This window comes from Paenibacillus sp. Marseille-Q9583 (genome assembly GCF_976954365.1).
Genome location: NZ_CDRJTB010000115.1, coordinates 1 through 9,180, shown reverse-complemented (window position 1 = coordinate 9,180; position 9,180 = coordinate 1). Strand labels below are relative to the sequence as shown.

Sequence of the window (9,180 nt, the reverse complement as noted above, 5' to 3'; positions counted from 1 at the left end):
CAATGATGACGATCCAGCAAAAAATGTATGAAACCACTGTTAAAGCCGTAGGAGGAAGAAACGGTTTTATCGAATCAGAAAGCCCTAAGCTCAATCTTACAATCAGCACACCACGCGAAATGGGAGGTGCCGGTGGCGAAGGTACAAATCCTGAGCAATTATTTGCAGCTGGTTATTCCGCTTGTTTCGATAGTGCACTGAACATGGTTGCCCGACTCGGAAAAGTGAAAATTGAAGGTAGCGAAGTAACGGCCACAGTCAGCTTTGGTAAAGTTGAAGATGGAGGTTTTGGCATAGCAGTTAAGCTTGATGTGCTAGTTAAAGGCGTTGACAGAGAAACCGCAACCTCTTTAGTAGAGGCTGCTCATGGCGCTTGTCCATACTCCCGCGCAACCCGCGGCAATATCGCTGTAGAATTGAATGTACTGTAAGGAAATACAGAGAAATTTTTTCTCAAACGAAGCCCTAACGGATAGAGATGATTTTAAATTCAATTAGTGTCTCTGGAGTCCGAAAGCACGCTCCAAAAGCTAAAAATGCCCATATCATGTCTTTCGGGTCCATAAGGTTCCAGAGACGTTAACAATTTTGCGGATTGAAATCAATAACCCAAAAACAGAGCAGCAATTCGCCAATAACGGGAATCGCTGCTCTATTTAATTTATTCTTCTGTCATCGCCTGACGGTCTAAATTACGGTACTGCACAGCCTCCGCAAGATGCGCAGAAGTAATATCCGGTGCGCCTTCCAGATCAGCTATTGTACGGGATAACTTAATAATTCGATCATGCGCTCGCATGCTTAAACCTAAATTTTCCAGAATGTCATACAGCAATTGGGCACCTTCACGGCTAAGACTTGCATATCTCCGAAGGGAAGCGCCGGAAAGTTCACTATTCCAAGAAATAGGCAAGCGCTTAAACCGTTTAGCTTGTATCGTCTGTGCCGCCATCACCTCTGCATACATCTTAGCCGAAGATAGAACATGCCCCTGACGATCCCATTCCTTTGGGCGAGGAACATCCACCTGTAAATCAATACGATCCAATAAGGGTCCTGATATCTTTGCGCGATATTGAGCAATCCTGGCGGGGCTGCATGTACAATGTTGTTGAGAAAGATTACTCCCAAAATAACCGCAGCTACAGGGATTCATCGATGCGGCCAGCATGAATTTTGCAGGATAGGTAAAAGAAGCTCGAGCACGACTTATGGTAACAACCCCGTCTTCGAGCGGCTGGCGTAACACTTCAAGTACATTCCGAGAGAATTCGGGCAACTCATCTAAAAAGAGAATCCCTCGATGCGCAAGACTAACTTCTCCCGGCTTTGGAATGCCTCCACCCCCAATAAGGCCTGCGGCAGATATCGTATGATGGGGAGAGCGAAAAGGACGACTACGCAGTAAGCCATTGTGTGCATCTTTTAAAGTTCCTGCTGCGCTAAAAATTTTGGTCACCTCAAGAGCCTCACTCTCAGACAATTTCGGAAGGATGCTTGGAAGGCGTTTAATCAGCATCGTCTTCCCTGTACCGGGTGGACCGATGAGCAATATATTATGCATGCCCGCTGCCGCAATGGTCAGGGCTCTTTTTACATGTTGTTGCCCTAGCACATCACTGTAATCATCCATCATCTCGTTCATTCCATATAAGGAGTCCTCAGAAGTACCGTAAACTGGGGTATATTTAAGATGTTCCAAAGAAAGGACAAGAACCGGAGGTCGGTCATTAGCATCTATCCCCTTGGTCACAGTTACAGGAAAAGGCAGAGATGATATGGAAGGCATATCTTCGGAAACACCCCCACTTCGTTGATTCTGTTCGTCGTCCCCTTTTATACCCTTAGCTGAATTGGACGGCGATTCTTCCGGGTTCGGTAATGCGCACAAATGGTCGATTGCGTATATATTTATGCCACTGATCAAAGCTGCCTCAGCAGCGTTCCCTTTGGGAAGCAGTACAGCCTTAAATCCATTTTTACGCGCAGCCTCCACCATTGGTAGAACACCCGATACTGGACGCAGACTACCGTCAAGCGCAAGCTCACCAATAAAAAGCACCTCATTGGCTGAGGCCATTATCAGTTGACCACTAGTTATCAGTATCCCCAGAGCAATCGCAAGGTCAAAGGCAGAGCCTTCTTTGCGTAAGTCGGCTGGTGCCAGATTTATCGTAATGCGCTGCTGGGGATAACGATAACCACAGTTCTTAATAGCGGCTCTTACACGTTCTACTGCCTCACGAATCGCAGAATCAGGCAGACCAATGATATTCGTCTGTGGTAATCCATTCGCAAGATCAATTTCTACACCTATCATTACCCCTTCAATTCCATACAGACATGCACTATGCATTTTTCCATACATAAAAACACCTCATCTCCTGAAATACACCCCTGTTTGGGTGTCAAATCTTCAAGAAAAAAGGTGCTTCCTTATTTTCCGATAATAAATTAGCTATTATATCTCATTATATATAGGGAATCTTAGCGTAATCAAGAATTATTAATAAATATCGTATTGCATAAATACGCATAGATAATCATATAGACCTATTTTAACCTTCTTCACTAACTATGACAGAGTCCCTAATCTCTTCAAAAGTCAATGGTTTATAGTTCCAATGCTCTACACAAATGTTAAAATAATTCTTTCCTTCATATTTTTGTCCGTGAATATGACCATGCACATTTACGTAAGGCATATGTTTATTCATATACATAGGCTCATGAGAGAGAAAAAAGAAATCCTTATAAATCAGCGGATATTCACTAACCTCGTCAAAGCCTGCTTCAAGCCACCAATCCCGGCCGCGTCCCCGATCATGATTTCCGAGAATTAGAATTTTATAGCCATGTAACCTCTCCACAATAGCACGTGTCGCTTCCTTATTAAGAAACGAAAAGTCTCCCAAATGAAACACTTTATCATCCGGATTCACTACCGAATTCCAACTCTCAATCATGGATTCATTCATTTGCCCCACATCTATAAAGGGTCTGGATTCAAAATCAATAATCAACTTATGTCCAAAATGATGGTCGGATGTAAAAAAAACGTTAGCCATGTTCACCCTTCTTTCTTTTTTGATCATAGTTTGTATGATTATCTCCAGTCACGCCGCTTATGTGATCGTTTTTTATTATCGCTCTGGATCAGTTCAGCTAGAGGGGGAGTCTCTTCATTCTCAATGAGCCAGCCACGCATCTCTTTAATCGCTTCCACCTGTCCATTACCTTTATCACGCCATGTAAGAAGCTCTATGACTTTTATAACAAGCGCTAAGAGACTGCTATTGCTGTTTTGTGATTTATCGGCGCGGATTTTTTGAAATAGCGCTTCATTTTTCCAATCGATTAATATTTCCTCAGCTATAGTGGGCCGCATAACCGTGAAGTTCTTATTGCAATTTGCACAACAGACAACGGATACTGGCTCTGCGGTAAATTTCACTTCAATCTTCTGCTGGCAATATTGGCAAGCAAAACTAACCTGCATTTCAAAAGGTTTATTCTTCACTTAAACAGCCCTCCTCATGATGACATTAAAAAGTTACTCTAATGTTTACCCATTTCTTTTGAGAAATGACCCACTGTGCGGAGGCTATGTAAAGACTTTTTTCATAAGAATGCCAGTGCCCATAATGAATGGCGTGAGAATATGGGGTGCAGCTTAAAAAGCCTCACGTATATGCCCCAAAGAAGCGATGCTTAAATCTTCATTCAGTAAAATGCTAATGACGTCAAAAGTTACTCTTCGATCATCATAACCTTTCATATGCAAATAAACCTGTGCTGTATTTCGCACTTGATGTATTTTTCGAGCATTCACTGATTCCTCCGGAGTCCCTTGATATAGCTCTCCACTACGACTGCGAACTTCAATAATAATAATACAGCCTTCGTTCTCCGCAATAATATCAAGTTCTCCGGTTCGACAACGCCAATTTCGTTCTAAGATCTTGTACCCACAAGTAGATAAGTACTGCACAGCCCCGTCTTCAGCAGCGGCCCCCTTCTGTTTGCGGTTGTAGCGTTCTCTTGTATATGGCTCTTTCATTCCGGTCTCCGTTCACCGGCGGAACGGTCGCTCTGATACACAAAGCTGAGGATTTCAGCCACTAGCTGATAAAGTTCAGATGGAATCTGTTGATCTAGATCGAGCTTTGAAAGAACTTCTACGAGAGCTGCGTCCTCTTGGACAGCAACCCCACTCTCTTTAGCTTTTTGCAGAATCAGATCCGCTATCGCCCCTTTTCCTTTGGCAACAACGACAGGTGCCTCGCTTTGTCCTGGGCTATATTTGAGAGCGACCGCTTTTTTGAGCCCTTGTGAAATTGGTGGTACAGGCTCATTCTCGTTCATATACGGTAATCCACTCCTTTATAAGCATCAGGAACATAATCAACAAGCTTACTATGGGGATTGGCAAGTTCTGTAGATAGCTTTAGTTCTGGTAAAGGTTCAGTTCTTAATCCCGACAACTGATAACCAATAGATTCTACTGCTGTTTTAATGTCATCACGCCGCTGTTCCAACAGTTCAAGCACCCAAGGATGATCATTGTGCAGCTTAAGACTAACGATTCGATCAACAACCTGCACATCAACCAGCGTCTGGCCGAGCTGCTTCATATCCAAATCAAACCAGAGCCTGCAATTGGCAGCATCTAATTCACCCTTGCGTCCCCGACGCGACTGAATATGAACGGAAGCTGTCTCCTGCCCATCTGGACCTTGCAGCGGCAAGAACAAAGTTACTTGCGCGAAAGGAGCTGTTCGATCTGTATTGAGCAGCAGCTGTTGTCCTGTCAGCTGCTGCACTAGTCCGCTCGCGGCTTCTTTTACCGCGGGCGGTACCTCGCTGCTGCTCATGATCTGCAGCAGCACGCCCTTCAAGGTGTCGGTGGCTTGTTCGCCTCCGACACCCGCACTGCCAAGCGCGGCCGTACCTGCCGCCGTACCTGCCGCCGCGCGGGCCGTCTCTGCGGCGGCTACTGCGCCGCCGCGCACCGCCTGCTGCTCGTGCTCCGCACCGAGCAGCTTCAGCACCCGCCCCACCCACGACTCCGCGTCCGCGGGTGGGGCGGTGTCCGGCTGCACCGGCGAAGCCGTCGCAGCCAAGGCCTCCCCGCGCGGCGCAGCAGCCGCGGGGGCAGGGCTTGCTCCCGCCGCGTCAGCAGGCGGGAGCATGGCGAGCTGCGGCAGACTGCCGCGCAGCTCGGTGAGCACGCCCTGCAGCTTCGCGAGCAGGGCGGTCCCACTAGCTGCATGGGGCGCCGCACCAGCAGCAGTTCCTTCGGCGCTCACACTCGTGCCACCCGGCATAGCCCCACTCTTATCCATCGAGGCAACCCGACTCTTATCTGCATGTATAGCACTATCCAATGCCCCGTCCTTATTCAAATTCAAGGCATTACCCTGAATCTCAACTTCACTGGAACGGACAGGATTATTCAACGCACTATCAGCTTGAGCGCTTAAAGCACTATTTAGAGCGCCGGATATCATGGCAGGTGTTGATTTACCAGCCATAGGCTCTGCAACAATACCACCCTTCGAGATCTGAGCTCCTTCACCTGTCTCATCAACTACAACTGGCTCGCCAGTTCCAATCCCCGTTTCATTATCAGAAGTTATATTAAGAGTCATCTTGACTGGCGTACCTTGTTCAACCGGTTTCAGAGCACCTTCAGCTGCTCCTTCCGAAAGAACGGTACTTGCGCTTGCGATAGTGCCTTCAGCAGTTTTAGTTGTAGCTTGTCCATTTCCTTTAGCTGCCAATTGTATAGGGTCAGCTTCTGTAGCGTCACCCTCTACAACACCCATATTATTCCCACTTCCAGCACCTGCAGTTACCAAAGGTTCAAGTTTTCCAGTATTTGTACCCATTCCAGCTTTAGATTCTGCGGTTATTGTTTCTTCATTAGCAATTTGACCTGCCCATATTGTAATCTGATCTTCCAGTGCTGATAAAAGCTGATGCAGCTGCGGGCCAAATACAGCCTGCTGCAATCCTTTCACACTCTCAGCTGTAACGGGTAGTCCCCGCTTTACAGAAATGACAGCTGCGTCAAGCCACTCTGAAGCAGGCACACCAGCTGGTTTTGCACTCATTACCGCATCCAACAAAGCCGCTGTCTCTTTTGTAAGTGGAACGCCTCCTGCTTGCATCGCTAGTACAATTTCTCGACCTGCTTTGGAATCTGCTAATCCGAGCGACTCCAAGGCCTCACCCATGCTTTGGGGAGTGACTAACGCCGTTTCACCGAGGGAGACCGGCTTCAATACGGGTAATCCACCTTCTCCGGGTGATCCAACCTGTAAATTCAAGGTTTCTCCAGGCAGTAATGGTGTTTCTAATTCTGCACGAACAGGTGTACCTTGAATTTGCACAACCGCTTCTTTGCCTGAATCCGATACAGAGAGAACAACACCACGAACAACTTGCCCTTCTTTTAACTCTAAAGACTTCGCTGCACCCGGTTTTTGTTCTCCAAGCAATCCGCGGATCAATGTTCCGATATTCATACCGTTTCTCCTCCCTCCATTTTCTCTCTTCTTACTATATCGGTATTCATCCTACTTTTTTAAGCATTGCTTCTAGAATAACGTTTGCTGCTCCGCGAGAATCCGCCCAATAAAACTACGTCGATGCATGGGCGTTGGACCTAGAGCCGTAATTTGTTCCCGGTGAAGCTTGGTCGCATAACCTTTATGTATCGCAATCCCATAATCAGGGTATGATTCCTCCCACAGACCTTCACACAGCCTGTCTCTGGTCACTTTAGCAATAATCGAAGCTGCTGCAATGGACTGGCTATTAGCATCTCCTTTAATAATTGCCTGTTGTGGCAAAGGGAGGTTTATCTTTTCAGCATCGATCAGCATATAGTCAGGAGTGTGCTCCAGACTCTCTACTGCCTTTTTCATGGCCAGGCGTGAAGCTTGCTTAATATTAATCTCATCAATGACAGTAGAGTCTACATACCCCACCCCCACGGCAAGCGCTTGCTCCATTATAATCTCGTATAAAGCATCTCTCTTTTTAGCTGTAAGTTTTTTGGAATCATTTACTCCATCAATAATAAGCCCCTCTGGCAAAATCACCGCTGCTGCGACGACGTCCCCAAACAAGCAACCTCTTCCTACTTCATCTACGCCTGCTATTCGGCGATAAGACTGTTCCCAGCCTTCTTTTTCATAGGCCAACATATCTATCGAACTCACTAATTTGTCACCGCCAATTATGAATTATTCTATGATCTACATAAATCAGCTTATCATAGTAAAGCTTACATGGTCATCTTAAAATAGACGTTCCAATTTAATCCATTCCTATAAAAATCCCCCCACAAAGTGAGGCTTAGCTTGAGGCGTACTCAGCTACTTTGTCGAGGACCCAAAACATAAAAAAAGAGCCTCCGAAATTTCGGATGGCTCTTCCATACCTAGTCCATTAAACGCAGAATTCACACCATTTAAGGCGTTTCCAGCGTAAAGCGTCCAAGCTTACCTGCCCGTAGCTCATGCAACAAGGCCCGCGAAGCTTTTTCCAGATCCACACGTCCACCGCTGATTAGACAACCGCGTTTACGACCCACGGCTTCCATAACAGCTACGATCTCATCTGGATTCTCCAGATCCTCAGGAAGCTTCTCAATGCCAAAGCGTTCTTGAAATCTAGAGCCGTAGTCCTTCACCAAATATTTCACTGCATAAAAGGCGATGTCCTCAATATTCAGGATTTCTTCCTTTATTGCACCTGTTACCGCTAGGCGATAACCTACTTCTTGGTCCTCAAATCTCGGCCATAAAATACCTGGGGTATCCAGAAGCTCCAAGTTGCCGCCTGTCTTAATCCACTGTTGACCCTTGGTTACCCCTGGGCGGTCACCAGTAGCAGCAATACTCTTACCAGCCATCCGGTTAATGAGTGTAGATTTACCAACGTTAGGAATACCAACGATCAATGCACGCATCGCTCGCGGATTCATTCCTTTTGCAATCTGCCGGTCAATCTTTTCTTTCAGGAGCAGCTTGACTTGCTCTGGAATATCCTTTACACCTGTTCCAGTAGATGCATCAACAGGATAAGCAACGTGCCCTTGTGCCTTGAAGTACGCCAGCCACTTCCGTGTAATTTCTGGATCTGCCAGATCTGCTTTGTTCAAAATAATCAATCTCGGCTTGTCCCGCAAAATATCGTCAATCATCGGATTGCGGCTGGAAAGCGGCAGACGGGAATCGAGCAATTCTATTACAACATCAATCAGCTTCAGCTTATCCTCGATTTGCCGCCTAGCCTTCGTCATATGACCAGGAAACCATTGAATGGCCATTGCCGTCACCTCCTTTGACTGCTGTCAACTTAATGGTTAATCAGTGAAATATCCTTTATCGGCCAGAAGATTAAATCTGCACGGCCTACAATATCCCCCAGAGGTACATAACCGATCATTCGGCTATCCGTACTATCCGAGCGATTATCCCCCATAACGAACACATGTCCTTCAGGTACAGTACCATCTGGGAACTCTTCATTAGGGAAATCTTTATTATTATACAGAGCGTTGATACTATGCTTTGCATCAATTGCATCTTGGATATAGGTCTCATTAACAACTTCCCCGTTAACCGTAACTACATCCCCTTCTACTTTCACAGTATCTCCAGCGACACCGATTACACGTTTAATAAAATCTCTACCCTCAGATGGCACGTGGAATACTATAACCTCGCCCCGCTGCGGAGATCTAATATCGTACAAAATCTCATTTACGATAACACGTTCACCAGTATGGAAATTAGGCTGCATGGAAGGTCCATCTACAATAAAAGGCTTGAACAAAAGCCAGCGAATCAGAAAAACCAACACTAAAGCAATCGCAATGGCCTTGACCCATTCCAAGACTTCATTTTTAGGTTTACGTGGGTTCTGCGCGCTTGATTCCAAAGTTTCACTTTGTTCCTGCTGCATAGTTCACCGTCCTCTCTTAATACTACTCTTACTATACAACACAAAAAAGCTCCTGCCAAAAACCCCTCCACAGATACTCCTTCAGGAGGCCTTTTCGGAGAAGCTGATCCCCAAGCGTATATGTCGCACGCATTGTATGCCAAGCTAAAACGCCCTCAGCGTCCTTTAAGGCGGGTTAGCGTTTATAAGAGAAATATAAGA

At 46.1% G+C, this 9,180-nt stretch carries 10 protein-coding genes; 1 reads left to right on the top strand and 9 read right to left on the bottom strand.

Annotation, left to right across the window (positions count from 1 at the left end):
- Positions 1-5 precede the first annotated feature (5 nt).
- Positions 6-431 (top strand): organic hydroperoxide resistance protein, encoded by a 426-nt coding sequence (locus tag ACWNM1_RS29460; protein WP_449603758.1) that lies wholly within the window; start codon positions 6-8, stop codon positions 429-431.
- 230 nt (positions 432-661) lie between these two features.
- Here ACWNM1_RS29460 and ACWNM1_RS29455 read toward each other — a convergent pair whose 3' ends face one another.
- From ACWNM1_RS29455 to lepB, 9 genes are all read right to left on the bottom strand, one after another.
- Positions 662-2,368 (bottom strand): YifB family Mg chelatase-like AAA ATPase, encoded by a 1,707-nt coding sequence (locus ACWNM1_RS29455; RefSeq protein WP_449603756.1) that lies wholly within the window; start codon positions 2,366-2,368, stop codon positions 662-664.
- Between the two features lie 190 nt (positions 2,369-2,558).
- Positions 2,559-3,068: a phosphoesterase gene (locus ACWNM1_RS29450; RefSeq protein WP_449603755.1), complete on the bottom strand. Its 510-nt coding sequence runs from the start codon at positions 3,066-3,068 to the stop codon at positions 2,559-2,561.
- Between the two features lie 38 nt (positions 3,069-3,106).
- Entirely contained in the window at positions 3,107-3,520 is a 414-nt protein-coding gene (locus tag ACWNM1_RS29445; protein WP_139328534.1) for a hypothetical protein, read from the bottom strand.
- A gap of 153 nt (positions 3,521-3,673) precedes the next feature.
- Entirely contained in the window at positions 3,674-4,060 is a 387-nt protein-coding gene (locus ACWNM1_RS29440) for a YraN family protein (protein ID WP_449603754.1), read from the bottom strand.
- Complete coding sequence (locus ACWNM1_RS29435; protein WP_449603753.1) at positions 4,057-4,365, bottom strand: EscU/YscU/HrcU family type III secretion system export apparatus switch protein; 309 nt, start codon at positions 4,363-4,365, stop codon at positions 4,057-4,059. The genes ACWNM1_RS29440 and ACWNM1_RS29435 overlap by 4 nt, the downstream gene beginning before the upstream one ends.
- Positions 4,362-6,530, bottom strand: coding sequence for a DNA ligase (locus ACWNM1_RS29430; protein WP_449603752.1), 2,169 nt, complete (start codon positions 6,528-6,530; stop codon positions 4,362-4,364). Before ACWNM1_RS29430 ends, ACWNM1_RS29435 begins: the two co-directional genes overlap by 4 nt.
- A gap of 72 nt (positions 6,531-6,602) precedes the next feature.
- Entirely contained in the window at positions 6,603-7,214 is a 612-nt protein-coding gene (locus ACWNM1_RS29425; protein ID WP_449603757.1) for a ribonuclease HII, read from the bottom strand.
- 266 nt (positions 7,215-7,480) lie between these two features.
- On the bottom strand, positions 7,481-8,341 hold the full coding sequence (gene ylqF, locus ACWNM1_RS29420) for a ribosome biogenesis GTPase YlqF (protein ID WP_042189465.1): 861 nt from the start codon (positions 8,339-8,341) through the stop codon (positions 7,481-7,483).
- A 29-nt stretch (positions 8,342-8,370) separates the two neighbouring features.
- Complete coding sequence (gene lepB, locus ACWNM1_RS29415) at positions 8,371-8,979, bottom strand: signal peptidase I (protein WP_042189466.1); 609 nt, start codon at positions 8,977-8,979, stop codon at positions 8,371-8,373.
- Positions 8,980-9,180: the final 201 nt, after the last annotated feature.

Excerpts from the sequence above, each read along its gene's own strand:
- ACWNM1_RS29435 (WP_449603753.1), bottom strand. The coding sequence starts at position 4,365 with ATGAACGAGAATGAGCCTGTACCACCAATTTCACAAGGGCTCAAAAAA.
- ACWNM1_RS29440 (WP_449603754.1), bottom strand. The coding sequence starts at position 4,060 with ATGAAAGAGCCATATACAAGAGAACGCTACAACCGCAAACAGAAGGGG.
- ACWNM1_RS29430 (WP_449603752.1), bottom strand. The coding sequence starts at position 6,530 with ATGAATATCGGAACATTGATCCGCGGATTGCTTGGAGAACAAAAACCG.
- ACWNM1_RS29460 (WP_449603758.1), top strand. The coding sequence starts at position 6 with ATGACGATCCAGCAAAAAATGTATGAAACCACTGTTAAAGCCGTAGGA.
- ACWNM1_RS29455 (WP_449603756.1), bottom strand. The coding sequence starts at position 2,368 with ATGTATGGAAAAATGCATAGTGCATGTCTGTATGGAATTGAAGGGGTA.
- ACWNM1_RS29425 (WP_449603757.1), bottom strand. The coding sequence starts at position 7,214 with ATGTTGGCCTATGAAAAAGAAGGCTGGGAACAGTCTTATCGCCGAATA.
- lepB (WP_042189466.1), bottom strand. The coding sequence starts at position 8,979 with ATGCAGCAGGAACAAAGTGAAACTTTGGAATCAAGCGCGCAGAACCCA.
- ylqF (WP_042189465.1), bottom strand. The coding sequence starts at position 8,341 with ATGGCCATTCAATGGTTTCCTGGTCATATGACGAAGGCTAGGCGGCAA.
- ACWNM1_RS29450 (WP_449603755.1), bottom strand. The coding sequence starts at position 3,068 with ATGGCTAACGTTTTTTTTACATCCGACCATCATTTTGGACATAAGTTG.